Origin of the sequence: Flavobacterium sp. 1355 (assembly GCF_017833415.1) — a bacterium.
Taxonomy (GTDB): Bacteria; Bacteroidota; Bacteroidia; order Flavobacteriales; family Flavobacteriaceae; genus Flavobacterium.
In genome coordinates, this window is sequence record NZ_JAFICC010000005.1 from 81,269 (window position 1) to 107,287 (window position 26,019).

Annotated in this window: 25 protein-coding genes and 1 pseudogene; 16 read left to right on the forward strand and 10 right to left on the reverse strand. The window is 36.1% G+C overall.

What is annotated here, in order from left to right; all coding sequences use genetic code 11:
- The first annotated feature begins 28 nt into the window (after positions 1-28).
- From JOD96_RS07620 to JOD96_RS07640, 5 genes are read left to right on the forward strand one after another with little or no spacing between them, the layout of a single operon-like run.
- Positions 29-1,033, forward strand: a complete 1,005-nt coding sequence (locus JOD96_RS07620) for a nitrous oxide reductase accessory protein NosL (RefSeq protein WP_209563684.1) — start codon at positions 29-31, stop codon at positions 1,031-1,033.
- 34 nt (positions 1,034-1,067) lie between these two features.
- Positions 1,068-2,300 carry a nitrous oxide reductase family maturation protein NosD gene (locus tag JOD96_RS07625; protein ID WP_209563685.1) on the forward strand — a complete coding sequence of 411 codons (1,233 nt, stop codon included), beginning with the start codon at positions 1,068-1,070 and terminating at the stop codon, positions 2,298-2,300.
- Positions 2,297-3,019: an ABC transporter ATP-binding protein gene (locus tag JOD96_RS07630; protein ID WP_209563686.1), complete on the forward strand. Its 723-nt coding sequence runs from the start codon at positions 2,297-2,299 to the stop codon at positions 3,017-3,019. Before JOD96_RS07625 ends, JOD96_RS07630 begins: the two co-directional genes overlap by 4 nt.
- A complete protein-coding gene (locus tag JOD96_RS07635; protein ID WP_209563687.1) occupies positions 3,003-3,770 on the forward strand; it encodes an ABC transporter permease subunit in 768 nt (255 codons plus the stop codon). The genes JOD96_RS07630 and JOD96_RS07635 overlap by 17 nt, the downstream gene beginning before the upstream one ends.
- Positions 3,771-3,793: 23 nt before the next feature.
- Positions 3,794-4,177 (forward strand): group III truncated hemoglobin, encoded by a 384-nt coding sequence (locus JOD96_RS07640; protein WP_245188368.1) that lies wholly within the window; start codon positions 3,794-3,796, stop codon positions 4,175-4,177.
- Between the two features lie 149 nt (positions 4,178-4,326).
- Here JOD96_RS07640 and JOD96_RS07645 read toward each other — a convergent pair whose 3' ends face one another.
- Positions 4,327-4,923 (reverse strand): Crp/Fnr family transcriptional regulator, encoded by a 597-nt coding sequence (locus tag JOD96_RS07645; RefSeq protein WP_209563688.1) that lies wholly within the window; start codon positions 4,921-4,923, stop codon positions 4,327-4,329.
- 408 nt (positions 4,924-5,331) lie between these two features.
- On the opposite strand from JOD96_RS07645, the gene hemN reads away from it, so the two are divergent.
- Together hemN and JOD96_RS07655 are read left to right on the forward strand one after the other, a co-directional pair.
- Positions 5,332-6,696: an oxygen-independent coproporphyrinogen III oxidase gene (gene hemN / locus JOD96_RS07650; protein ID WP_209563689.1), complete on the forward strand. Its 1,365-nt coding sequence runs from the start codon at positions 5,332-5,334 to the stop codon at positions 6,694-6,696.
- Positions 6,697-6,948: 252 nt separating this feature from the next.
- The gene (locus JOD96_RS07655) at positions 6,949-7,629 is read left to right on the forward strand and encodes a Crp/Fnr family transcriptional regulator (protein ID WP_209563690.1); all 681 of its coding nucleotides are present in this window, start codon (positions 6,949-6,951) and stop codon (positions 7,627-7,629) included.
- An 84-nt stretch (positions 7,630-7,713) separates the two neighbouring features.
- Here JOD96_RS07655 and nadA read toward each other — a convergent pair whose 3' ends face one another.
- The 9 genes and pseudogenes from nadA to ric form a co-directional block, all read right to left on the reverse strand.
- Entirely contained in the window at positions 7,714-8,643 is a 930-nt protein-coding gene (nadA, locus tag JOD96_RS07660; RefSeq protein WP_209563691.1) for a quinolinate synthase NadA, read from the reverse strand.
- Between the two features lie 153 nt (positions 8,644-8,796).
- Positions 8,797-9,231 carry an RrF2 family transcriptional regulator gene (locus JOD96_RS07665; RefSeq protein ID WP_209563692.1) on the reverse strand — a complete coding sequence of 145 codons (435 nt, stop codon included), beginning with the start codon at positions 9,229-9,231 and terminating at the stop codon, positions 8,797-8,799.
- Positions 9,232-9,265: 34 nt separating this feature from the next.
- On the reverse strand, positions 9,266-9,715 hold the full coding sequence (locus JOD96_RS07670; protein ID WP_209563693.1) for a CopD family protein: 450 nt from the start codon (positions 9,713-9,715) through the stop codon (positions 9,266-9,268).
- A complete protein-coding gene (locus tag JOD96_RS07675) occupies positions 9,712-10,923 on the reverse strand; it encodes a hypothetical protein (protein ID WP_209563694.1) in 1,212 nt (403 codons plus the stop codon). The genes JOD96_RS07670 and JOD96_RS07675 overlap by 4 nt, the downstream gene beginning before the upstream one ends.
- 48 nt (positions 10,924-10,971) lie before the next feature.
- Positions 10,972-11,418: a hypothetical protein gene (locus tag JOD96_RS07680; protein ID WP_209563695.1), complete on the reverse strand. Its 447-nt coding sequence runs from the start codon at positions 11,416-11,418 to the stop codon at positions 10,972-10,974.
- An 11-nt stretch (positions 11,419-11,429) separates the two neighbouring features.
- Positions 11,430-11,894 (reverse strand): hemerythrin domain-containing protein, encoded by a 465-nt coding sequence (locus JOD96_RS07685; protein ID WP_209563696.1) that lies wholly within the window; start codon positions 11,892-11,894, stop codon positions 11,430-11,432.
- Between the two features lie 47 nt (positions 11,895-11,941).
- On the reverse strand, positions 11,942-12,628 hold the full coding sequence (locus tag JOD96_RS07690) for an anaerobic ribonucleoside-triphosphate reductase activating protein (RefSeq protein ID WP_209563697.1): 687 nt from the start codon (positions 12,626-12,628) through the stop codon (positions 11,942-11,944).
- A pseudogene (locus tag JOD96_RS07700) lies at positions 12,612-14,933 on the reverse strand (ribonucleoside triphosphate reductase). Before JOD96_RS07700 ends, JOD96_RS07690 begins: the two are co-directional and overlap by 17 nt.
- Before the next feature lie 33 nt (positions 14,934-14,966).
- Complete coding sequence (gene ric / locus JOD96_RS07705) at positions 14,967-15,695, reverse strand: iron-sulfur cluster repair di-iron protein (protein ID WP_056205564.1); 729 nt, start codon at positions 15,693-15,695, stop codon at positions 14,967-14,969.
- Positions 15,696-16,067: 372 nt separating this feature from the next.
- On the opposite strand from ric, the gene nirK reads away from it, so the two are divergent.
- The 9 genes from nirK to JOD96_RS07750 all read left to right on the forward strand — a co-directional run bounded on the left by nirK (position 16,068) and on the right by JOD96_RS07750 (position 25,848).
- Positions 16,068-17,552 (forward strand): copper-containing nitrite reductase, encoded by a 1,485-nt coding sequence (gene nirK / locus JOD96_RS07710; protein ID WP_209563700.1) that lies wholly within the window; start codon positions 16,068-16,070, stop codon positions 17,550-17,552.
- A gap of 22 nt (positions 17,553-17,574) precedes the next feature.
- A complete protein-coding gene (locus tag JOD96_RS07715; protein WP_209563701.1) occupies positions 17,575-18,339 on the forward strand; it encodes a formylglycine-generating enzyme family protein in 765 nt (254 codons plus the stop codon).
- 31 nt (positions 18,340-18,370) lie between these two features.
- Positions 18,371-18,958 carry an SCO family protein gene (locus tag JOD96_RS07720; protein WP_209563702.1) on the forward strand — a complete coding sequence of 196 codons (588 nt, stop codon included), beginning with the start codon at positions 18,371-18,373 and terminating at the stop codon, positions 18,956-18,958.
- A 427-nt stretch (positions 18,959-19,385) separates the two neighbouring features.
- Positions 19,386-20,867 (forward strand): MFS transporter, encoded by a 1,482-nt coding sequence (locus JOD96_RS07725; RefSeq protein ID WP_209563703.1) that lies wholly within the window; start codon positions 19,386-19,388, stop codon positions 20,865-20,867.
- 257 nt (positions 20,868-21,124) lie between these two features.
- The gene (locus tag JOD96_RS07730) at positions 21,125-22,174 is read left to right on the forward strand and encodes an MFS transporter (RefSeq protein ID WP_209563704.1); all 1,050 of its coding nucleotides are present in this window, start codon (positions 21,125-21,127) and stop codon (positions 22,172-22,174) included.
- 73 nt (positions 22,175-22,247) lie between these two features.
- Positions 22,248-24,464, forward strand: coding sequence for a molybdopterin oxidoreductase family protein (locus JOD96_RS07735; RefSeq protein WP_209563705.1), 2,217 nt, complete (start codon positions 22,248-22,250; stop codon positions 24,462-24,464).
- Positions 24,465-24,480: 16 nt separating this feature from the next.
- Positions 24,481-25,050 (forward strand): 4Fe-4S dicluster domain-containing protein, encoded by a 570-nt coding sequence (locus JOD96_RS07740; protein WP_209563706.1) that lies wholly within the window; start codon positions 24,481-24,483, stop codon positions 25,048-25,050.
- 5 nt (positions 25,051-25,055) lie between these two features.
- Entirely contained in the window at positions 25,056-25,574 is a 519-nt protein-coding gene (locus JOD96_RS07745) for a ubiquinol-cytochrome c reductase iron-sulfur subunit (protein ID WP_209563707.1), read from the forward strand.
- Between the two features lie 19 nt (positions 25,575-25,593).
- Positions 25,594-25,848 (forward strand): DUF6755 family protein, encoded by a 255-nt coding sequence (locus JOD96_RS07750; RefSeq protein WP_209563708.1) that lies wholly within the window; start codon positions 25,594-25,596, stop codon positions 25,846-25,848.
- Positions 25,849-26,019: the final 171 nt, after the last annotated feature.

Sequence of the window (26,019 nt, forward strand, 5' to 3'; positions counted from 1 at the left end):
TCTTTGTTCCCTTTTTATTTGAATCATCATGAAAAATAAAATACTTTCAATTTTTTCAAGAGCAGTACTTTTTGTGTGTGGCTTTCTGCTAGTAGGATCCATTTTTGTCCCCATGTGGAAAATTGAACTTACTGCTCCACAGTATCCTGAAGGTTTAGTTTTAAAGCTTCACGCCACAAAAATTGCAGGGGATGTAGATATCATCAACGGATTGAATCATTATATAGGCATGAAAACCCTTCATACCGAAGACTTTATAGAGTTTAAAATACTGCCTTATATTTTAGGAATGTTTGGTATCATTGCATTAAGCTGTTCCTTTTATGCTAAGCGAAATACCCTGTATATATTCTTTTTTTCTTTTGTGCTTTTCGGAGTTTTAGCCGCTATCGATTTTTACAGATGGAATTACGACTACGGTCATAATCTAGACCCGAATGCTGCCATACGGGTTCCTGGTATGGCATACCAGCCTCCATTACTGGGTTATAAACAGTTATTGAATTTTGGTGCTTATTCTATACCTGATATAGGTGGATGGATGCTCATTACAGTGGGTGTCCTGCTTTTTCTGGCTATAATTAAAGAGAAAAAGTCAGCTTTAGGATTTAATAAATTTTTAAGCGTTTTGTTTATTATTTCATTTCTTTTTTCATGCTCAGGAGATAAACCAATTCCTATTAAAATAAATGCAGACAATTGTGAGTATTGTAAAATGGGAATCAGTGACGGGAAATATGGCGCAGAGATTATTACTCGAAAAGGGCGGGCTTATAAGTTTGATGATATTGCCTGTATGGCCAACTATTGTAAAGAACATCCAGAGATGAAGGTTAAGAGCTATTATGTACATGATTATACAAGGGAGAATGAACTAATTCTGGCAGAAAAAGCTTTTTTTATTTCAGGCGGTACAATAAAAAGCCCCATGCATGGTAATGTAGCCGCATTCTCAAATAAAAGCCAATCAAAGGCGTTTGAAGCAGAATCAAAGGGAACAGAGATCGAATGGAGATCAATTCTAGAAAAATAATTTTAGGGGAAAAGCTAATTACAATCAATTAAACATGAAAATACTTCTCTGTCTTTGCTTCTCATTTTTTTTAACCTGTCTTCATTCGCAAAAAATTGAAGTAGGGAAAAACAGAGCCATAAAAACCATAAAAAAAGCGATACAACTGGCCAATCCCGGCGATACAGTGTTGGTTCACTATGGTGTTTATAGGGAAGGGAACATAGTGCTGGAAAAAAAAATAATACTGCAGGGAATTGGCTTTCCTATTCTCGATGGACAAAAAAAATACGAAGTGGTCTCTATCAAAGCCGATAGTGTAACCATTGCAGGTTTTAAAGTCATAAATTCAGGGTATGCCTCCCTGAATGATCCCTGTGGTATTAAAATATATAACAAAACAGGGGTTACGATAAAAGGAAATATTCTGGAGAATAATTTTTTTGGTATTTATGTTCAAAAAGGAATTGGCTGTATTATAAAAAATAACACCATACAAGCCCATCAGAAACAAGAGCAGCGTATAGGAAATGGCATTCATTGCTGGAAAAGCGAAAACCTGCAAATTGTTGGAAACCAAGTCTCAGGACATCGAGACGGTATTTACTTTGAATTTGTGTCTAATTCCATTATTTGGCGAAACATCTCAAAGAGTAATATTCGATACGGACTTCATTTTATGTTTTCTAATGATGATTCGTACATCTCGAATGTGTTTAAAAATAATGGGGCAGGAGTGGCAGTCATGTTTACCAAAAATGTAAGAATGTTCAATAATTATTTTGCAGAAAACTGGGGAGACGCCGCTTATGGTTTGTTGCTAAAAGAAATTTCAGACAGTTATATCATTGGAAACAAATTCATCCGCAATACTTCCGGAATTTATATGGAAGGTGCCAGCCGTGTCACCCTCTCAAAAAATATTTTTAGAGATAATGGGTGGGGCATGAAAATTCAGGCAAGCTGTATGGAGAACGAGATTTTCTTTAATAATTTTATAGCCAATACATTTGATATAAGCACCAACGGCAGTTTAGTTCTCAACTATTTCCATAATAATTATTGGGATAAATACGAAGGTTATGACCTTAATAGGGACGGGATTGGAGATGTACCTTTTCATCCTTTGAGCCTTTTTGCCGTGCTTACAGAAAACAATCCCTCGGCAATGCTGCTATTCAGGAGCTTTATGATAACGCTTCTTGATAAGTCAGAAAAGATTCTGCCAAGTATTACCCCGGATAATTTTGTCGATGAAACTCCCGAAATAAAATCTCTTACATTATGATTGTTTTGCAAAATATAAACAAAAAATTTGGCAAGCTTCAGGTATTGCAGAATTTGAATCTGAAATTTAACGCAGGGGAATGTATTGCACTTATTGGCCCAAATGGTTGTGGAAAAACGACCTTGATAAAATGCATCCTCGGAATGGTTTTGCCTGACAGCGGCGATATTTTATTCAAAGGAGAATCTATTCTAAGAAAGTTTGAATATAGAAATAATATTGGCTATATGCCTCAAATAGGCCGGTATCCTGACCATATGACTATAGGCCAAATTATTGCCATGATCAAGCAAATCAGGAATTCGAAAGCCATTCTGGATGAAGATTTAGTTAGAGCTTTTAAACTTGATAAGATGGATGATAAACAAATGCGTACACTCTCAGGCGGAACAACCCAAAAGGTAAGTGCAACATTAGCCTTTCTCTTTAACCCTGATGTCCTTATACTTGATGAGCCAACTGCAGGATTGGATCCCTTGGCATCAGAAATACTGAAGGAGAAAATTATTAAAGAAAAGCAAAAGGGGAAATTAATTTTGATAACCTCTCATTTACTAAGTGAACTTGATGATATGATTACCCAGATTATTTTTATGCAGGAAGGTAAAGTGCATTTTCATAAAAATATAAAAGAACTGCTTGAATCAACGGGTGAAAACAAAATTTCAAAAGCCATATCTAAAATTTTAAAAGAAAAGGATTATGAACAGGATCATTAAATTTGTATTGTTGGATATTCTTAAAAATAAAATCGTACTGAGTTACACTTTTATTTTGGCCTTACTCTGCTGGGGATCTTTTGGTCTGGAAGATAATTCTGCTAAAGGCCTGCTGACAATTTTGAATGTTATTTTATTTACTGTTCCACTAGTTTCGATACTTTTTTCTACCATATATCTTTATAACAGTTCTGAATTTATTGAACTCTTGCTCAGTCAGCCATTAAGACGAAAGAAAATATGGATCAGTTTGTTTGCCGGGCTTTCTATTGCAATGGTTTTGGCCTTTTTACTGGGTGCGGGAATCCCTCTTCTAATTAACGCGCCGAATGCTTCAGGTATTATGATGCTTTTGTCAGGATGTTTAATTTCAGCTGTTTTTGTGTCCTTAGCTTTTTTGGGCTGTATTTTGACTCGTGATAAAGCAAAAGGAATCGGCATAGCGATTATGTTTTGGATTTATTTTGCGATACTATTTGACGCATTTGTTTTATTTCTGTTGTTTCAGTTTGCCCAATATCCTATTGAGGAAGCAATGGTGGGGGTAACGGCCTTAAGTCCGATAGACCTTGCGCGCATTCAAATCCTTTTACATCTTGATCAGTCAGCTATGATGGGTTACACAGGCGCAATTTTTAAAGATTTTTTTGGGACAACGATTGGATTGATTATCTCTTTTTTGCTATTGATTTTATGGATTGCAATACCTTTTTTTATTTCAGTTAGAAAATTTAATAAAAAAGATCTTTAACGATTAATATTTAATACCAGATTATGAAGGAGAAGATAAAAACAGATATTAAAAACAGACAGGATATCAAAATATTGGTCGATGCTTTTTATGGTAAGGTTCAGACAGATCCTATTATCGGATACTTATTTACCAAAGTAGCGAATGTTAATTGGGAAAAGCATCTTCCAATCATGTATGATTTTTGGGATAATATCCTTTTTCATTCCGGAAATTTTGAAGGAAACCCGATGATGAAGCATCGGGTTTTAAATCAGAAAAGCCCCTTAACTGAAACTCATTTTAAACATTGGAATAAGTTGTGGAAAAAGACTGTTGATGATTTATTTGAAGGGACAAAAGCATCAGAGGTAAAGATTAGAGCTCAGAGTATTTCTAAAATGATGATGAATAAAGTGATAGAATAGCGAAACGGGAACCTTCAGGTTCCCGTTTTTTTTAAAATTAAATGCTACCAGAGCTTGAATTAATAATTTTGATTTAACCTAGGCAAAGAAATAAAAATGTTTGAAAAAAGTATATGACCTGAATCATATTTTGAAGTATTTGAGGAATTTTAATAAAATATTTTATGATCTATAATCTCTATTTTTTTTTTCTTGTTCATAATAGAAATTGTGCGGATGACCGTCTCCACACGCAAACCAGTGAAATCTGCAATTTCCTGGCGGGTGTAATGAATTTTTAATCTTTGATTTGGGGGAATGTTCTGCTGTTTTTTTAAATTATCCAGGAAATACTGCACCCGGTATTCCGGTTTATGATTAATTATATTTTTTGAAAATACTATTTTATTGTAAATTCTCCAGGCAAAGACTTTTAATATTTTTGATTGGATTGTTGGATTTTCTTCAAGAAGTAAAAAGAAGTTGGCTTTTGAAAGTTTTAATAGTACACAATCTGTCTGCGCTACTGCTGAGGCTGGGTACGGCTGGTCAATGAAGAGCGGCGGTTCGCCAAAACTACTTCCATTTTCAAAAATTCCTACTGTCAGATCTTTCCCGTCTTCATTGGTATAGGTCATTTTTACAGTCCCTTCCAGGATCTGATAGAAGTAAAGGGGAGGATCATTTTCATAAAATATGATAGAGTTTTTAGCTGTTTTTTTTGCAACAGCACCCCAGGTGAAGAGCAGATCTGTATCAATATCCATTTTTCTTAAATTTATATGCAATAGATGATCCAAAATATTTCATTATCCGAATCCAATGCCTGCAGTTATTATTGATTTTCATGCATTCTGAGGTGTTTGTTTTAAGCAAAGAAAAGAAATCAGAACCAGAAAAAATATGATAAATATTAGGTTTTGAAAGTTTTGCTGAATTTAGCTAAGCTTTTAAATTAAGATGTATAAAAAATATATTTTAAACTTCAGCTGCAAGGTAATCTTTTGGAAATCATTGTGTAATCTCCAGGGTTATGATATTTATCATATTACTAAAACCGGATATGTCGGATATTTGTAAAGTACTAGCAGAGATAATAGCTAAAAATAAGATTCATTTTCAATTAAAAAAAGATTGACTGTTTCATTTTCGTCCTAATTTCTAAAATTAAAATTATGTCAAGATCTCTAATTCAAAAATATAATGTTCCCGGTCCCAGATATACCAGTTATCCAACTGTTCCGTATTGGAATGAAATACTTTTTTCAATAGAGCAATGGAAGAATTCTTTTGAAAAATCATTAAAGGAAAGCAATTTACAAAATGGGATTAGCCTGTATATTCATTTGCCTTTTTGTGAAAGTTTGTGCACTTTTTGCGGATGCAACAAACGAATTACCAAAAATCATTCAGTAGAAGAAAAATACATCATGGCTGTTTTAAAGGAATGGAATATTTACTGTGGACTGTCTTGTGAAAGGCCAATCATAAAAGAAATTCACTTAGGCGGTGGAACTCCTACTTTTTTCTCATCAGATAATTTAGAAAAGCTTATAAACGGTATTTTTACGTCGGCCGATAGAGCTGAAAGCCATGAGTTCAGTTTTGAAGGCCATCCTAACAATACAACTTATGAGCAGCTTAAAAAATTACATAATTTAGGATTTCGCAGAGTAAGTTTTGGCGTCCAGGACTACGCGGAAAAAGTCCAGAAAGCCATTCACAGAATTCAGCCATTTCACAATGTGGCAAAAGTGACTTTTTGGGCAAAAGAAATTGGTTACACCTCAATTGGACACGATATTATTTTTGGGTTGCCTTTTCAAACAATTGAAAACATTGTGGACACCATCGAAAAAACAAACTCTTTAAAACCAGATCGATTGGCATTTTACAGCTACGCGCACACGCCCTGGATTAAAGGAAATGGACAGCGTGGATTCAATGAAGCCGACCTTCCAAAAGACATTGAAAAAAGAACATTGTATGAAACAGGAAAAAACTTGCTTTCTCAAAACGGGTATCATGAAATTGGGATGGATCACTTTGCTTTAGCTTCTGATAGTTTGTATAAGGCTGGTCGTAATGGGGAATTGCACCGAAATTTTATGGGATATAGCTCGTCAAAAACCCAGCTAATGATTGGATTGGGAGTTTCAGCTATTAGTGACAGCTGGTATAGTTTTGCTCAAAATACAAAGAGATTGGAAGAATATTATCAACTATTGGAATCCGACCAACTTCCTGTAGTGAAAGGGCATATACTTGACAAGGAGGATTTAATTATTCGCAAACATATTCTCAATTTAACCTGTCAATTTGAAACTTCGTGGGATGATAAAGCCTTTTGCTTTGGCGAATTACAAAGTGTTTTGTCCGATTTAAGGGAGATGGTAAATGATAATCTGGTAATTATTGAAGGAAACAGAATTCAAATTACAGATGCAGGCAGACCTTTTGTTCGTAATATTTGTATGGCTTTCGATCTGCATTTGAAAAGAAAATCTCCCCAAACTAATCTTTTTTCAATGACAGTTTAAACCTTTATTGGGATTCCTTGGACAAATTGACTCATATCCTGAAATCTTCTAGGTATGCTGTTTATCAAACATGATATACTGACAGGTTGATTCGTTTAACTACTTTCTGGATTTAAGATCACATCGATATGCCCAGTAGCCACTGTATCAATCTTTAAAGAATAATTTTGCTGGAAAAGAAAATTATTAGAATTTTTCAAGTAATGTATTGTAATGACTCTAATTATTTTACTTTTGCAGCAAAAAATTACTATGAATAAATGCGATCAATGTATTGTAAGACAGCTTAGTGCCCTAAAAGCACTAAACAAAGAGCAAATCATACAATTGGCAAATAGTAAAAGCACCCAGGTAATTAAAAAAGGCGAGGCTATAATAGAGGAAGGGGAAGTAATTAAAGGTGTTTTCTGTATCAAAGATGGCATTGGAAAACTTTCGAAATTAAGTGCCAACGGCAGGGACCAGGTTGTTAAACTTGTTAAGGCGGGTGAACTTTTAGGGCAACGTTCAATGATCAGCAATGAACCTGCAAACTTGTCGGCTACAGCAATTGCAGATATGGAAGTTTGTTTCATTCCAAAATCTGAGATTATTCATTTCTTTAATAATAATAATCAGTTTTCAATGAACTTAATGCAGGCGGTTTGTGAAGATTTGAAACATGCTGATGAGCATACTGTGGACATGGTACAGAAAACTGTTAAGGAAAGACTGGCTGAAAAATTATTATATCTTAATGAGACTTTTGGTGTCAATGCTGATCAATCCTTAAAAGTGCAATTATCAAGAGAGGAATTGGCTGGAATGATCGGTACAGCCACCGAGAGCTGTATCCGATTGCTTTCTGAGTTTAAAAAGTCAGGGTTGATTGAATTAAAAGGAAAGCTGATTTTTTTAAAGGATATTAAAGGATTAATAAAGGAAGCAAAGTAACCGGAACATAACTAGATCTTTCAGTACTTTACGCTGGGAGATATTGCTGCTTACAGAACCGTTATTAAGTTAATGGTATAATCATTATTTGGATAATTCCAGCATTCTTTCAATAGGAACATACGCTTTTTTCATTATATGGGCAGGAACTGTAATTTCGGGAGTTTCATTCAGCAAACAGTCGTGCAATTTTTGTAATGTATTTACTTTCATATAGCCACACTGGCTGCAGGCGCAAGTATTGTCTTCATTTGATGGTGCCGGTATTAATATTTTATCAGGAACTTCCTGTTTCATTTTATGAAGAATACCCGCTTCTGTAGCTACAATAAATTTGTTGCCTGGATTGGTTTTAACATATTCAATCATTCCTGCTGTAGAACCAATATAACAGGCTGTTTTTAAAATATGTGTTTCAGATTCAGGATGGGCAATAATTTGCGCACCTGGGTTTTGTTTGTATAATTGGATTAATTTATCAAAGGAAAATGCTTCATGAACTACACATGCACCGTCCCAAAGCAACATTTCCCTGCCTGTTTGTTCCATTACATATTTTCCCAAATTTTTATCAGGAGCAAAAATAATGGGTTTGTCTTTTGGTATAGAATTTACGATTTTAACGGCATTGGAAGAAGTGACCACAATGTCAGTTAAAGCTTTAACCTCGGCAGAACAATTCACATAGGTAATAACAATGTGGTCTGGATGGGCTTCGGTAAATTTTTGAAACAAATCTGCAGGACAAGAGTCAGCCAACGAGCAGCCTGCATTCAAATCTGGAAGAATAACTTTTTTAGACGGATTTAAAATTTTTGCAGTTTCAGCCATAAAATGTACCCCGGCAAAAACAATTATATCAGCACGTACTTGCATTGCTTCTTGTGACAAGCCCAGGCTGTCACCCACATAATCCGCAACATCCTGAATATCGGATTGCTGATAGTAATGTGCCAAAATAACTGCATTCTTCTCTTTTTTTAATTGCAGTATTCTTTCTTTAAGGTTCTTCATTATTAAATCTTTAATTATTCTCGTGTGTTTAAAACAAACTGAGTGTATGCTGCTACTTTTGGTTTGGTTTTTAGAATTGAAATTTTGAAATCGATAAGATTGTTGATTTTTCGTAAAATCCAATCCAACAAAGCTTTCATTATGAAACAAAAATTAATACTTCAGGAAAGTGTCTCCCGTTTTAATGCCCAAAGCCAATTCTTCCAGGTTGGTATTCTCCAGCATATACACCAAATCGTTTCGAATAGATATAAATTTATCGTGCATCGGACAAGGATGGTCTTCTGAGCAATTGCTTAACCCTAATAAGCAACCCGTTAAAATGCAATCGCCATCCAAAGAACTCACTATTTGCGCTAATTTAATTCCTTTCATATTCTCTTTAGGAATTTCAAAACCGCCGCCCACTCCTCTTATGGAGTTGATGATATTGTCTCTCGATAGGATTTGAAGAATTTTAGCTGTAAAAGCTTCAGGAGAATCTATTTTTTTTGCAATTTCTTTCAAGCCAATTCGATTGCCCTGATACGATTGGAAAGCAATAAAAATAGTTGCACGTATGCCGTATTCACAGGTTTTAGAGAACATAATCGATTTTTATTATTACTAAGAATTTTATAAATTAAAGCCCTCCAAAACGCACAAAAGACCCAAATATAACCATCAAAACCCCAATTATGGTAACTGATAAAATATGAAAAGTCATTTCGGGTAATTTGTCCGCACTTTTTTTAAGTTTTGGCAATACTCTAAATTGAGCACTCAAAGCAAAAAGGACAGTCAATAATAACAACGCTAATTTTGTTGAAACAACTTTTTCTAGAGGTGTTTCAAACTGAAACCAATATTGAATACCAACAGCATATTTATAGGCCATTAAAACCCCTGTAATGACCAATAAACCCAGAGCAGTCATTCCTATAGGTTCATACTTTCTTTCATAATCGAGGATTATATTTTGATTTTTTTCTTTTAGTGCTTGTGGCAAAAAACCAAAGACAAGCAACAAATGGCCACCAACCCAAATAGCGGCACTCAAAAGATGGATGATTAACAATAAATGATGGCTCATGCGGTTTTTCGTTTAATTTTCAAAATTTCAACAGATAGCAATAAAAGGCCTGCTGGCAGAAAAATACTGGATAAAAATAGATTTTGGTAATAACCCGGTAGAGTTCCCTTACCCAGGAAAAACCAAATCCCCTGAAGGAACAAAAGAGTTTCAGTTGTGAAAAATCCGAATAAAAAAATCGCGATTCCCCATTTTTGAATACGGTTCCTCGAATTTAAAAAATCATTTTGCAAGGCAAATCCAAACAGGAAACCTGTAATAATTCCCAACATCGTCAAATGAATATAACCAATAACAAAATTACGAATCTGATGGGATACCTGTGCCAATTCGGGAAGCAAAACCACAAGTTGAATAACGACTTTTAAAGCCAATGAAAACAAAGCAAAACCATACACTGTTTTTGCGATTGTTGGTAAAGCAGCAAAAAAGGATTGAAACTGCGGGCGGATAAATTGTATAAAAAGTACCCCAGCATATATCTGAAGGATTACTCCAAGAGTATTTAACCAGTAAAAGACAGGATCAGGCAAATACCAGCTAACCGGCAAAGCCAATGTCAAAAAAGTCGAAGCAACAAATAAATTATAAAACACCCGAAATTTTTTAGCTTCAATAATAAGTATTGCCTGTTTGAAAAACAAAGCCAAAACGGCAAACAGAAACCAGCCGTTAAATTGAAAATGAAGAAAAAATTGGATGGCAATCTGATAAAAAGCGCTTGTTTTTCCTAATAATCCTACGACGGGGCCTAAACACCAAACACCTAAAGTGGAAAGTGTCATAAAAAACAAAGCCATATAAAGCATCTTCTTTTCGGAGAATGTGCCTGGATTGGCATCCTTTATAATTAAATAACAAAAATAGTAGCTGCAGAAAATATGCAAAGTAGAGAAAAGAATAGAGGCAAAAGCATATCCTTGGGCAGGAAAATCAACCATCATTCCGAGTACAGCCAGTTCTGTTATCCAAAATAAACGGTTGTAGATGGGTTTTTGTTTTTTTTCTTTTGGAACGAAAAAATAAAAAATCAAACAGTGCAACATCAAATAAACCCAGCCTAACATCGCCACATGTGAATGTCCGTGCATTAAAAACTGAAAATTCAGTCCAGCGATCGGTGCAACATACATCCATCGAAGCAACAGTCCCATCAGTGCAGCGATGAAAAAATTAATAAAGGTACAGAGTAACCAACTCTTCTTCATGATTTTTAAAGAATTTTAATTCTTGATACTAAAAAGTGTGTTTATGCTTTAAATAAAAAATAGCGAATATTGCTCTAAATAGACAATAATCTCTTTCTTTATTTCATCTTTATTTGAATCCTCCAGATTATTTATTTTTAACTTTAACGGAATCAGATAGTTGTGTAACTGATTATGGGCTTCACCTTTCATTGTACATTTTTTTAGAATCAAGGCAAATTCAAAGTTCAGTTTCTCTTTCAAAACCGATGCGCTTTCTTCTTGACCTGATTCCAGAATTATTTTTTGTAAAGTAGTAATCCCTTCAGTAGTTTCTGCGTTGGCTACCCATAATTGTCCTTTGTGCAGGCTCACTTTTGCGGGTGTTTCGATATTTTTTTCCGAAACTGAATTTATTTCATCAGCTTCTTTAGCTATTTTATCTTCTTTGTTTTTTTGGCATGATCCGATAGATACAATGGCCAATAAAAATAATACTAGTTTTATTTTTTTCATTTTGTCAAATTTTAGCTCCAAAAATCAGCATCTTCATTGTCTATAAAAGCTTCCTTGGAATGTATCTCTTCTATTTTTTTTAATTGTTCTTTTGTGGCAGCTTTTTGAATTTCAGCAAATAAAATACGTTCTTCAAAACGAATATGAAGGTCTAATTCTTTTTCAATACTTTTTAAATTTGCTTCCAGATCCCAAGCAGTTTCGAATAGTTTCCTTAGCGCTCTATGTTCTTTGAGTGCTTGTATTACGAGTTGGTTATCAGGTTCTAAAATTGGGAAGATGTATTTTTCCTCCAATAGAAAATGTCCTTTTAAATGCGTTTCATAAAACCAATCCACGTATTTTCTGATGTGGGGAAGTTCGATATTTTTCGCCATTCCGGTTTTAATTTTCCAGCAAAGAAGCAAACCATGATGATGGTCGTGGCTAAAAGGTTTTAATTCCGGAGACCTCGTTATGGGAGAAGTGGGTTTCATTTGGCTAAATTTATTTAATTGATTAAAGCATTTAAAAAAACAGATTACTACCCTCTAAAATGTATTTTAATTTTTTCTGTAGCAAGATTATGTTTTTCCAATTCTTTAAAAGATTCCCCAAGTTTTTCTATTGTTGATCCATTAACAAAATGCTGAATGTAATAAGCTCCTGAATATCCCAAATTTTCCAGAAAGGAAATCATTTCCCGGATATCTTCTATCTTTAGTAAATCCGAATGCACTGTTGTACGAACTTCAAAAGGTATGTTGTTTTGTAGCAATAAAAGTAATGACTTTGCGAAAGGAACAAAAAGGTTGGACCGGGTAATTTTTTCAAAATTTGCAGGCATTGCCTTAAAATCAAGAGCTACATAATCAATGAGTTCCTTTTGGATCAGTTCTTCCAGTACTTTGGTTTGCGAGCCATTGGTGTCAATTTTGATTAAAAAGCCCATTTTTTTGACTTTTGTAATAAAGGAAATGGCTTTTCTGTGCAACAAACATTCGCCTCCGCTAAAAACCACGGCGTCTAGCAATTGCACCCTGTTTTTGATAAATTGAAGTGCTTTCTCAAAAGAAATACTTCCCTTTCCAAATACAATTTCAGGATTATAACAATATAAGCATCGCATATTACAGCCTGCAAACCAAAGAATGCAAGCTGACCGGTGCGGATAATCTAATAAAGTGAAAGGCGTGATACTGTAAATAGGTGTACTAACATTTTGCTTCATTGAAATGGGTTCGTTGTTTGTGTTCTCCTTTTTTTCCGATATTAAAACTCTCTACTGGTCTATGGTAGCCCATTACCCTTGTATATACCAGACATTTGGTGCGTAATTCTTGATTTTGTTCTAAAATCGCGTTGGTTGTTAGTTTCATATTTGCTGTTTTTAAATTATGAATTGTGGGATTGTCTATGGTTGCTTATTTTTCAAATCCCAATAAATTCGCTTTTTCTTCTATAATAATCTCATCACATTTTGGGCAATACTCGTGTTCTCCGTTCAGGTATCCGTGAACAGGACAAACACTAAATACAGGTGTTACTGTTATGTAAGGCAATTTAAAATGGGTAATCACTTTTTTTACAAAATTTTTGCAAGCTTCAGGGGAGCTGATTCTTTCGCTCATGTACAAATGCAAAACAGTTCCTCCGGTATATTTGCATTGCAATTGGTCCTGTAGCATCAAAGCTTCAAATGGGTCCTGGGTAAAATCTACAGGGATTTGTGAACTATTTGTGTAGTAGATATTTTTTTCTACTCCCGCCTGAATAATATCGTCAAAACGTTTTTTATCCTCTTTGGCAAATCGGTATGTGGTTCCTTCTGCCGGAGTGGCTTCTAAATTATAAAGATTTCCAGTTTCTTCCTGATACTGCTTCATTCTGTCCCGGATGTGTTCCAGAATTTCAGAAGCAAGTTCAATACCAGTTTCAGAAGTTATGTCGTCTTCATTATGGGTAAAATTCTGTATCATTTCGTTCATTCCGTTTACACCAATAGTTGAAAAGTGATTTCTGAAATGTTGTAAATACCGTTTGGTGTAGGGATACAATCCACGATCGTACATTCCCTGAATAAAAGTTCTTTTTTTCTCTAAAGTTGATTTGGAAATCAATAAAAGCTTGTCCAATTGTTGAAATAAAGCTGCTTTGTTTCCTTTGAATAAATAACCTAAACGAGCCATATTAATAGTTACCACGCCAATACTTCCTGTCATTTCAGCGCTTCCAAAAAGTCCGTTTCCACGTTTTAGTAGTTCGCGCAAATCGAGTTGCAAACGGCAGCACATACTGCGAACAGCATTGGGCTTGTAGGCATTTTCATTTTCTATTTGATTGCCATTTTCGTCCAAAACATATTGGCTTCCAATGAAATTTTGAAAATAAGAAGAACCAATTTTCGCTGTGTTTTCAAAAAGCAGGTTTGTGTTCTCTCCATCCCAGTCAAATTCTTCGGTAATATTAACCGTTGGAATAGGGAAGGTAAAGGGCTGCCCATTGGCATCACCTTCTGTCATTACTGTATAATACGCTTTATTGATTAGATTCATTTCTTTTTGAAAATGCTCGTATCGTAAATTAGTAACTTCAGAAACTCCTCTGCTTTTAGCCCTTGTCAATAGGTCTGTACTATTGTTCTTTTCAAAAATATGACAATCATTTTTAGTCGGAATTTGTGCTTTTAAATCCTCAGGAACAACCCAGTCTAAAGTGATATTAGTAAAGGGAGATTGTCCCCAGCGTGCGGGAACATTCAGGTTGTACACAAAACTTCGTACCGCTTTTAAAACGTCATCATAAAGGAGATTGTCTTTGAATACGTAAGGAGCCAAATAGGTGTCAAAAGAACTAAAGGCTTGTGCACCTGCCCATTCGCTTTGCAAAATCCCCAGAAAATTTGCCATCTGTCCTAAAGCTTCCCTAAAATGAGATGGCGGTTTGCTTTCCACCCGGCCTCTGACTCCATTGAAACCTTCATTTAACAAAACACGCAAACTCCAACCCGCACAATAGCCCGTCAGGCAATCCAAATCGTGAATGTGAATATCACCATTGCGGTGTGCATAGCCTTCTTCTTTAGAATACACTTTATCCAGCCAATAATTTGCGATAACTTTTCCTGCTACATTGCTAACCAATCCTGCGTTCGAATAAGAGGTGTTGGCGTTGGCGTTGATCCGCCAATCTGTTTGTTGTATGTATTCTTCAATCGTTTGGGTGCTGTCGACATAAGTTGTATCATCATTCAATCCTTCAAGATGTTCGCGTTGCAGCTTTCTGGTGTGTCGGTATAGCATAAAGGAGCGCATGGCATCAAAATGGTTTTTATCGAATAATTTTTTTTCGATTACATCCTGAATTTCTTCAACAGACCATACTTCTTTGTTTTCGAGTTGTATAGCCACACTTTCAAAAACACTTTCGTCAACAACTATAGAGACGCTCTGAAAAGTTTTTTCAATTGCATCTTTGATCTTATAGCTTTCGAATGGCTGATAATTTCCACTTCTTTTGATGACATAATTTTCCATAGTTGTTGGTTCTTAGTGATTGAAAGCTACTTATTATTGAGCTGTAAAGTCTTTTTCAAGTTTGGCAGCTTTTGGAAATAAAATATTATTCTCCAAATGAATGTGTTTATGCAAATCCTGCTCAAATTCTTCTAGCATTGCAAACGTAACTTTATAAGTATTACAGCCATCAGCTGGCGGTGTATAATTGTTAGTTAATTCTGCTATTTTTCTAAAACGGACACCTTCGGCGTCGTGCTCGTGCATCATCATAGCAATTGGATTTTGAATGGTTTCAAAATGAGGCAGCTCAATTAATTCATCAGATAGAGTAGCATGAACCATTTTTTTTATAAATGGGAACAAAATCAGCTCTTCTTTTTTCATATGTTGTGCCAATTCTCCTGCGCAGCCTTTAAAAAGCTCATTTATTAATAATAGTTCAGGATGTTTTGCGCCATGTACTCTGCTGAGCTTATCTAAAAACTGCAGTAGTATTGGTGTTTTTTCTGATACATATCTGTGATGCGTTTTTTCAATATAATCAGCCAATAAATCAATCGGCCAGGCATTGTAATCAATTCCTGAATCGCTTTTTGATGATAGAACTGTTTCAATTTCCTGTAATAAAACATCTGCAGTCACTGCTTTTTTCTGGCAGGCTTCTTCAATGCTTCTGTTTCCGTTACAGCAAAAATCTATTCCGTATTTTGAGAACAAGGCTGCTGTTCTAAAATCTTTTGCCACGTATTCTCCGATTGTAATTTGTTCTAAAGTTTCCATAATTTTTATTTAGATTATAATTTGTAAATGATTAAACGATGATTATCTTAATAAAAGAGTATTTTATCTTTTAATTAAACACACTTCATCATTTATTTTGTTATCCAGTTGTCTTATTATTATTTAATGTATTATTTGATATTGTAAAATTCGTATAATTATAAAATGCAGAATATGATTTAAATCATAAGACTGCATTTTTTTAAATATTTTTTTAAAGTGACCTTAACCATTTTTATTTTTAAAGGAAAATAGTCAGCTGTAAATATCTTTTCTCTTGGAGTTTTTTAAAAATAGTGAATATGACAAATATCATAATAAAGGATATTTTTATCCTTTATTTTTACACTATAAATTTCAAACCAAAATAATATGAAAACCAGTGTTAAATTAAACAGACAAATAAGGGGGTTTTTTATAATGTTGCTTGTTTTAGTCGGATTTTTTTCTTGCAAAAGAGGAAGCGATGAAGCAAAAAATTATCAAAATATTGAGGCCAAAGGGCAGCAAACTGCCGAACTCACGGTGCCTCCGTTTGTTCCGAAAGCAGTAGGAGACCGTGAAGCTACAAAATTAGTGGTCAACATGGAAATTAAAGAAATTGAAGGAGAAATGGTAGATGGCGTGAAATATACCTATTGGACTTTTGGCGGTTCTGTGCCTGGAAGTTTTATCAGAACCAGGGTTGGTGATGAAGTAGAATTCCACTTAAAAAACCATCCTGATAACAAAATGCCGCATAATATTGATTTACATGCTGTAACCGGACCAGGAGGGGGAGCTACTTCATCTTTGGTTGCACCAGGACACGAAAAAGTGTTTAGTTTTAAAACCTTAAATCCAGGTTTATACGTTTATCATTGTGCTACAGCACCAGTTGGGATGCACATTGCAAACGGAATGTATGGGTTGATTTTGGTTGAACCAGAAGGAGGTTTACCACCTGTTGATAAAGAATATTACATCATGCAAGGTGATTTTTACACTAAAGGAAGTTATGGAGAGCAGGGCTCTCAACCTTTTGATATGGATAAAGCCATTAAGGAACAAGCCGATTATGTGGTTTTCAATGGAAAAGTTGGATCTATTGCCGGAGATAAGGCTTTAACGGCCAAGGTTGGAGAAACTGTACGTATTTATATGGGCAACGGAGGCCCGAATTTAGTGTCTTCTTTCCATGTTATTGGAGAAATTTTCGACAAAGTGCATATTGAAGGGGGAGATATGATCAACGAAAACGTACAAACTACTTTAATACCTGCAGGAGGCTCAGCCATTGTAGAGTTTAAAGTAGATGTTCCCGGAACTTTTATATTAGTGGATCATTCGATTTTCAGAGCCTTTAATAAAGGGGCAATTGGAATGCTGAGAGTTGAAGGCGAGGAAAATAAAAAAGTATATTCTGGAACCATACAAGATGGGATTTATTTACCCGAAGGCGGAACAATTCAAGGTATGCCCAAAGGAAAAGCGGTTCCGAAAAGCACTGTTGCAAAGACTGTTGGTGAACAAATTAAATCAGGTAAAGAATTATTTGACAGAACCTGTTATGCCTGTCACCAATCTGACGGCCAGGGTATTGCCAATGCTTTTCCACCATTATCAAAATCAGATTACCTGAATGCTAATCCAGACAGGGCTATTGGAGCAGTATTGCACGGATTAAGCGGCGAAATCACTGTTAATGGCAAGAAATTCAATAATGTGATGACCAGTCAAAACCTAACTGACGAACAAGTAGCGGATGTTCTGACTTATGTCTACAACAGTTGGGGTAACAATAAAACAGTTATAACGCCAGAAAAAGTCAAAGCTGTTAGAGCCAAACCAGCACCAAAACTAACACAGGAACATTAAAATAAATCAAAAAAAGTAAGAGATGGCCGTATTTAAAACAATACCAGTCCTATTTATACTCTGTTTAAGTTCTCTTTTTGCCCAAGAAGAAAAAATGGCATCCATAAAGGGGGGCAGTTTTGTACCCCTATATGGTGGTACTTCTGAAAAACCGGTCAACATAACCTCGTTTAATATTGATGTGTATCCGGTTACCAATAAACAATTTCTTGTTTTTGTCAAAAAAAATCCCGGCTATAGTCGTTCTAAAATCAAAGGTATTTTTGCTGATAAAAGTTATCTGGCACAGTGGGTAAGTGATTTTGATTATGGTTCAAAGAATTTAAACAATGCTCCGGTAACCAATATTTCCTGGTTTGCTGCCAGAAAATATTGCGAATGCCAAGGCAAAAGACTGCCGACAATGGACGAATGGGAATATGTAGCCATGGCCGATGAAAAACGTATTGATGCCCGTTCTAAAAAAGAATTCAATAAATATATTATGTCATGGTATGAGAAACCAAAAACTTACCTAAACCCTATAGGTCAAACCTTCAGGAATTATTGGGGAGTATATGATATGCATGGATTAGTTTGGGAATGGACAGGAGATTTCAATAGTATATTTCTTTCGGGCGAGTCCAGAAAAGATAAGGCCACTGATAATAAACTCTTTTGCGGAAGCGGATCTGTAAACGCTACCGATTTAATGAATTATGCGGCTTTTATGCGTTATGCTTTTAGAGGCAGCCTGAAGGCCAATTACACTACCAGGAATCTTGGTTTTCGATGCGCTAAAATTTAAATAGGTTCTAATCCATTAATATTTTAAAATAATGAAAAAACTGTTTCTGGGATTAACATTAATCCTTTTAGTTTTACGGGGATGTACCACTAATAAAAAATCCGAAGAAAAACCGGTTTCAGATCTATCCATATACAACCTGCCTTCAAAATGGACCAATCAAAATGGGCAAAATCTTGAAATGAAAGATTTAAAAGGGAAAGTACTTGTTATGGTAATGATTTATACTTCCTGCAAAGCAGCTTGTCCCAGATTAGTGGCCGACATGCGGAATATAGAATCTCGTTTGCCCGACAATATCAAACCAAATGTAAAATTAGTCTTAATTAGTATTGATCCTAAAACAGACACTCCAAAACGTTTAAAAGATTTTGCTATTGCAAATAAAATGGATGGGGATCAATGGGAATTTCTGAGATCCACAGAAGAAAATACCCGAGAGTTTGCCGCCGTTCTGGCGGTAAATTATAAGAAAATTGCCCCTTTAGATTTTTCTCATTCTAACATTATAAGTGTTTTTAATGCCCAAGGAGAATTAAAATTTCAGCAAGAAGGTTTGGGTGTAAATTCTCAGGCAACTATTAAAAATATTATTGAAGAGGCTCAAAAGATACAGTAACTTTTTCCTTATAACCGATTTTACATTTGGCTATTGAGTCCGTAAATTTGTAATATAATTGGGTTATTCCCCCATGTTTGCTACCGATACCATGGAAAGATTGAAAGAGGGCGACGCTGATCACATTAACAAGTAGGCTTGGGTAATGCTTAATGTAAATACTCAGATTATTGCGTATAAAAGTACTTTTTAATTCGGTTCCAGCCCTCTAAAATAGTATTATCCAGAACGTTTTGCATTGCCGGCTTATCGTAGCAGTAATCAGGTTTTTTTGCTTGATTTTGTGAAATACAAAGTTTTATGGCTTATTTTTATTAATTTCATCTTAACTTTCTGATTATTCTAACTTGACACCAATAAATGATTTATATCATGTTTTAGGATTACGGACTATTTTATCTTTGTTTAAGAATTAATTAAAGCAAGTATGAGCAATTTATCGCAATCACACAGAATATTATTTTTAAACACACTCGCTTTTGCGGTCTGTTTTGCCTGCTGGACTTTAAATGGTGTTTTAGTCACTTTTTTAGTTGATCAGGAAATTTTTGATTGGAATGTAGTTCAGATCGGGTGGCTATTGGGAATTCCAATACTTACAGGCTCTCTTATGCGATTACCAATGGGGATATTAACAGACAAATATGGAGGCCGCGTGGTCTATTCTGCTTTACTGGTTTTGGCATCCATTCCTTTGTTTTTGCTTCCTTTTGCTGCTAATTTCTGGATGTTTGCCCTATTGAGTTTTATGTTCGGAATGGTGGGAACAAGTTTTGCCGTTGGTGTGGCCTATACTTCATTATGGTATCCTAAGGAATGGCAGGGACGTGCCTTAGGAATGTTCGGAATGGGTACTGCAGGAGCTTCTATCACTCCTTTTATAGCCCCAAGTATGCTGAAATACTTTTCAGAGTCTGATCCCGTAAATGGCTGGAAATATTTGCCTGTTATTTACGGTGTAGTATTGCTGACCATGGGGATTGTTTTTATTCTTTTTTCGAAAACTAAAAAAATTGAAACAAAGGCAAAAACAGTCAAAGAACTTTTGCAGCCCCTTAAAGAGGTGCGTGTGTGGCGTTTTGGAACCTATTATTTTTTGCTATTTGGTTCGTTTGTATCATTTTCCCAATGGTTGTTGCCTAATTTTATGAATGTTTATCATACTACTTTAATTTTAGGAGGGCTGTTTACTACCTGTTTTAGTTTACCAGCTGGTGTTATTCGTGCTTTTGGAGGATTTTTATCCGATAAATTTGGAGCAAGAAAAGTGATGTATTGGGTATTGAGTACTTCTGTGGTATTGAGTTTCCTGCTTTTATTTCCAAAAATGAATATTACTACTTCGGGTAGCGGCTTAATGGCAGCAAAAGCTGGAACTGTTACACAAGTATCACCATCTAAGATAGTGATCGGGGAAAAAGAATATTTGCTTACTCCAGAAGATGCTAATGCTGGGCACAATGCGTTTTTTCCTTCTAAAAAAACATGGCAGGAAGTTGTTGTAGCAGAAAATCAAAAAGTCCAGAAAAAAGAATTAATAGCAGATGGAATAACACAAATTCATTTTGAGGCCAATATGTGGGTTTACCTTACGTTGGTCATTTTAATTGGTGCCTGCTGGGGCATTGGTTCGGCAGCAGTTTACAAACATATTCCGGAGTACTTCCCGAATCAGGTAGGAGTAATCGGAGGAATGGTAGGTATGATTGGTGGCTTGGGAGGATTTATTGGACCTATTGTTTTCGGATACCTGCTTGCTTTTACTGGATTCTGGACCAGTTCATGGTTCTTTATCTTCGCCTTGTCAATTACATGCTTGATTTGGATGCACCGGGTTATTGTAAAAGTGACTACAGAAAAACTGCCTGAATTTGCTCAGGATATGGATAGAAAAGATGTTGTACAATAGCGATCAAATAAAAAGTATTATTAATTTTTATTATAAATTAGAAAGGAATTACTCAATTGGTCTTGAAATCGATTTGCCTTTTCCTTTTTTTTTGTAAATTAACCTTCTTTAATATTTAAACATTTTGAAGCGCTATTTTTTATAAGCAGTCTAAAAGTAATACCGGTCCTTATGTATGGTACGGATTGTAATTTGAGAATTAACAGTTATTCTTTGTAATTAGAATTTAAAAGTCAACTGATGTAATATAATTTAAAATGAAAGATAGAAACTACAATATTAAAGCTTTACTTATTGCCACCTCCATGTCCGTGCTAATGATCATATTAGTTTTTTATGGATCCAGAAAACTGCAAAATTTTGATGCTGCATTAATTACGTATTTATTTGGGACTGTGTTTGCTTTTTTTGGTATTGTGTACCGCTACTCTGTTTGGCTGCAAAGACCGCCTACCTGGATTTATTTCAAAAGAGGGGTTAGCTATTTGTTTACCGGTAAAGTATTTTCGCACTTTTGGTTCGCTTCAAAAGAGACTATTGAAAATATTGCTTTCCAGAAGTTTATTTATCCACGTGGAAAATACCGTTGGATGGCTCATTTTTTGATTGCCATAGGCTGTACCTCCGCTTTTTTAATTACCATACCTTTAACTTTTGGATGGATCCATTTTACCATGGCTCCAAACTCAATATCGGTCTATGAAGCGCACTTTTTTGGTTTCAAGGTCATGGACTTTGAATTGGGTTCCATTATGGCCTTCCTGACTTTTCATGCTTTGAACTGGTCGTCTTACCTGGTTATATTAGGTTCATTATATTATCTAAGACGACGTTTGACCAATCCGGGTTTGATCGCTACTCAAACTTTTGAAGGTGATTTATTACCCCTTATTTTATTGATTGCTATTTCTGCTACCGGACTTGGATTAACGTATTCCTATCAGTTTATGAAAGGTTTTGCATTTGATTTTCTAGCTGTTTTGCATGCTGTAACAGTAATTATGTTCTTAATATGGATTCCATTTGGAAAGTTTTTCCATATCATTCAGCGCCCGGCACAAATTGGGGCACATATATATAAAAAGCAGGGAATGAAAATGGGCATGGCAGTTTGTGAGCACACCGGAGAAGAATTCGCTACCAATTTGCATATAAAAGATCTTAAAACAGTAACTAAGGAATTGGGCTTTAATTTTGACAGGCCGGACGGAACATCACACTTGGATTTAAGCCCTGAAGGAAAAAGATCCCGTTTGGCACAAGCCCACCTGAAAGCCCGACTGGAAGGCGGAAATTTATTTGGTTAATTTTTTTAAAGTCGAATTAAAATTTAAAAACAACCTGACGATTTTTTTATCGTATCGGTTAAAAATATAAAACATGGCAAAATTACCTGTTTCAGAACAAAACATTATCACGCAGTTTGGCCCTCATAAAAATTACACACCTAAAGATGGTTATGAAGGCAGGGATGAACCAGATGAGTTGGTAAAAACACATTGTTGTTTTTGCGGGATGCAGTGCGGGATTCAATTATCGGTAAAAGACAATAAAGTAGTAGGCTTTGAACCCTGGATGGAATTTCCGTTCAATGAAGGGCGATTGTGCCCCAAAGGAGTCCAGCGCTATTTACAGAACAATCATCCGGATCGTCTTTTGTCCCCGCTCAAAAGGGTGGAAGGGCAAGGATTTGTACCGGCATCCTGGGATGAGGCCATGGGAAAAACAGTTTCTGAAATCAAAAGAATTCAGGAAAAATATGGGAATGATGCATTCTCGGTCCTCTCGGGGGTTTCCCTTACCAATGAAAAAAGTTATTTGATGGGCAAGTTTGCCCGTGTAGCTTTAAAAACGAAAAATTTGGATTATAATGGACGCTTGTGTATGGTAAGTGCAGGGGCGGGAAATAAGAAAGCGTTTGGCCTGGATAGGGGTTCAAATAACTATTCGGATCTGGAATATGCAGAAGTAATTATTGTGGCCGGAGCCAATATTAGTGAAACTTTCCCAACATTAACCCACTGGATTTGGAAGGCCAGAGACCGTGGCGCTAAATTGATAGTAATTGATCCGAGAATGATTCCATTGGCCAGAACAGCCGACATTCATTTGGATGTTCGTCCCGGAACAGATTCGGCTTTATATGGCGCTATGCTGAAATATTTGGTGGATCATGATATGCTGGATCACGATTTTATTGCTAACCATACATCAGGTTTTCAGCAGACCATAGAGGCCGTAAAAGAATATACCCTGGAATGGGCAGAAGAAGTTACAGGGATTAAAAAAGAAAAAATTCAGCAGGCAGCCCAATTATGGGGCAGTGCCAAAACAAGCTTTTTACTTCATGCCCGCGGAATTGAACATCACTCCAAAGGTGTAGATAATGTTTTGGGCTGCATAAATCTGGTTTTGGCAACAGGAAGAATTGGTAAGCCATATTGCGGTTACGCCACTATTACAGGTCAGGGAAATGGGCAAGGTGGTAGAGAGCACGGTCATAAATGCGACCAGTTACCAGGCAATAGGGATATTGAAAATCCGGAGCATCGTGAATATATCGCAGAGGTTTGGGGTATTAATGAGAAAGATATGCCAGGAAAAGGTTTATCGGCTTATGAAATAATCGAAGCCATTCATCGTGGGGAGATCAAAGGGCTATTGTCTATTTGTTTCAATCCGCTAGTTTCATTGCCCAACAGCAACTACGTTCGGGAGGCTTTAGAAAAGTTGGAATTTTATGTTTGCATTGACTTTTTCTTAAACGAAACGGCCCGTCATGCCGACATCGTTTTGGCAGGTTCACTGCAGGAAGAAGAAGAAGGGACAACCACTTCGGCAGAAGGGCGTGTGATCCGCATCCGCCAGGCAGTAACGCCTCCGGGAGACGCCAGAACCGATACTTCCATTATATTGGAATTAGCCAAACGATTAGGCGTACAGGATAAATTTACCTATGATAGCAGTGAAGCCGTTTTTAATGAATTGCGTGTAGCCTCAAAAGGAGGAACTGCTGATTATTATGGAATTACCTACCAAAGGATTGAAGACGAAATGGGTGTTTTTTGGCCGTGCCCGGAAATAGGACATCCCGGAACACCTCGGCTGTGGGAGGATAAAAAATTTAAGACAGCAGATCAAAGGGCGCATTTTAATCCCGCCCCCTACAAGCTCCCGGGTGAAGTTCCAAATGCTGATTACCCAATAATTTTGACCACAGGACGTGTGGTTTCACAATATCTGAGTGGTACACAAACACGAAGAATTGGAAAATTGGTCGATCAGTATCCGGAACCTTTATTGGAAATTCATCCAAATTTAGCCCAACAATACGGCATCAAACAAAGGGAATTAATAAAAGTGACTACCCGGCGTGGTGAAGGCATTTTTCCTGCAAATATTGTCGAAACGATTCGCGAAGATACGGTTTTCATACCCTACCACTGGTCTGGGAAAAAATCAGCGAACCAGTTGACCCCCGGAACATTGGATGCTATTTCTAAAATCCCGGAGTTCAAAGTTTGTGCCTGCCATCTGGAGCCATTGCGTGAAATAGCGCCAGCTTCGAGCGAATCTATGGCTTATGCTAGTATTTAACCTGTAAAAACAAAAAATGAATTATACCAATTTTAATAAAAATGAAGAGTTTTTTGTAGATATGCAACGGTGCATTGGCTGTAAAGCCTGCGAGATGGCCTGTGCTGAATGCGAAACTAACGGTCAGGAATCCTTAATTCACGTAAATTATGTTGATCGGGCTTCAACTGTACAGACTACCGTTCAGGTGTGTATGCATTGTGAAGATCCTGTTTGTGCAAATGTATGTCCTGCTGATGCTATTTCAAAGGACGAATTCGGAATTGTCCATACGGCAAATACCGAAAGATGTATTGGTTGTTCCAACTGTGTCATGGCGTGTCCATTTGGCGTGCCTAAAAAAGAAGAGTCCTACGATTTGATGATGAAATGTACGATGTGCTACGACAGAACCAGCGTGGGCAAAAAGCCAATGTGTGCTACGGTTTGTCCAAGCGGGGCCTTGTTTTATGGCACCAGAGAGGAAATACAGGAAATGCGCCCAAATAGTTCGCCTGTAAATACATTTCTTTTCGGAGAAGAGGTAGTGAACACAAAAGTTAATATTATGATGCCCAAAGGCAGTAATCAATTAATAATTTATTAGAATTCATGTCTAAAGAAGATAATTTAAATAAAAATTGGAAGAAGGATTTTCCAATCGAAAAACAACAGGCAACCAATGTGAGCCGTCGTGATTTTGCCAAATTCCTTACACTGGTATCAGGAGGATTAATGGTTGGAAGCGGCCTGGTGGCAGCCAAAGCGCACCTATTTCCAAAAGATGAACTGGATGGAGAGCACTTTGTCTGTAAAAAAGAAGAGGTGCCGGTAGGCGGTACACGCGCATTTGTGATAAAAGGAAGTACAATCCCCTATATATTGATTCATCTGGAGACGGGAGAGTTCAAAGCGTATGAACAAAAATGTACCCATCTTTCCTGCTCTGTCTTTTACAAGCCCGGTACCGGAATTATTCATTGTCCATGCCACGAAGGCTCTTTTGACGCCCAAACCGGAGATGTTATTGCCGGACCACCGCCCAGGGCGTTGCCTAAACTGCAGGTTTTTTTTAAAGAAAATGCTATTTATGTAAAGGCATCGGAAAATCTGGAAGAAAAAGTAGGATAAATTCGTAAAATTAAGAACCATGAGTACTTTTAGAACTGGTCAGAATCAGGCCAACCCCAATAAGTTAAACGCGATACTTTCAACCATTATTTTTATATTAATACTAAATGTGACTATTCAAATTTGGTTGTTGTATGCGGCCTTGAACAATGCTTTGGATAACAATAAAGAAATCCTTATTCCTGCATTTATTGCGTCATTGATATTATTTCTGATAGGAATTGGTCTGCTGTATTACTTACCAATTGGAAATTTGAAGAAAAAGCACGTATAAATTTGTTTCAGGGTTTTAGATTAGTCTTTTTTAGATGTGAAGTACAATGATAAATGCTTACTGAAAAAAAAATCGTTTGTAACCGCTGTATTTGGAAATTGGAAGAAAGTCTTTAGTACAAAAACAAATATTAATTGTGGCGGATGTGTTGATCTTAAACTATATTTATAT